Source organism: Rhodococcus sp. Chr-9, from assembly GCF_000801125.1.
Classification (GTDB): domain Bacteria; phylum Actinomycetota; class Actinomycetes; order Mycobacteriales; family Mycobacteriaceae; genus Rhodococcus; species Rhodococcus pyridinivorans.
Window position 1 is genome coordinate 1 of the sequence record NZ_JTIZ01000087.1, and the last position, 832, is coordinate 832.

Below are 832 nucleotides of genomic sequence, written 5' to 3' on the forward strand. Positions count from 1 at the left end.
CCGACAGATTCACACCGGATTTCACGGGCCCGGTGCTACTCGGGTATTCGAATCGACAGTCACCGTGTTTTCGTCTACGGGATTCTCACCCTCTACGACAGGCCGTTCCAGACCACTTCGACTAACACGACGATTTCTCACTGTCGGCCGGCATGGCAGCGCCGACACAACGAACCCCACAACCCCGAATACACAACCCCTGCCAGGTATCACATGTACTCGGTTTAGCCTCATCCGCTTTCGCTCGCCACTACTCACGGAATCACATGTTGTTTTCTCTTCCTGTGGGTACTGAGATGTTTCACTTCCCCACGTTCCCTCCACACACCCTATATATTCAGATGCGGGTAACACGACATCACTCGTGCTGGGTTTCCCCATTCGGAAATCCTCGGATCACAGCTCGGTTGACAGCTCCCCGAGGCATATCGCAGCCTCCCACGTCCTTCATCGGCTCCTGGTGCCAAGGCATCCACCGTACGCTCATAAACACTTACAACAAAGATGCTCGCGTCCACTGTGCAGTTCTCAAACAACACACAACAACCCCTACCGCAAGAAAACTGATTTCCTTGTTTCGCGGATCATCGTCGCTGATCAAACACATTGCGTGTTCTCTCAGGACCCAACAGTGCACCGATATAACCACCGCACACCACCACTATCGGATGATGCATACGCGGTGATGGTTGTCAGCGTTCCACCCATGAGCAACCGTGTCCCACGATCGGGGACAATCGGTCTCTGGCCGCACACCACACCCGACTGTTCGGGGTGTGTGGGCAGATGCTCCTTAGAAAGGAGGTGATCCAGCCGCACCTTCCGGTACGGC

General features: G+C 54.9%; 1 rRNA gene. It reads right to left on the reverse strand.

From position 1 onward, the window contains the following. Positions 1 to 499 (reverse strand): 23S ribosomal RNA (locus QR64_RS11910); the annotation flags it as partial. Between the last annotated feature and the right edge of the window lie 333 nt (positions 500 to 832).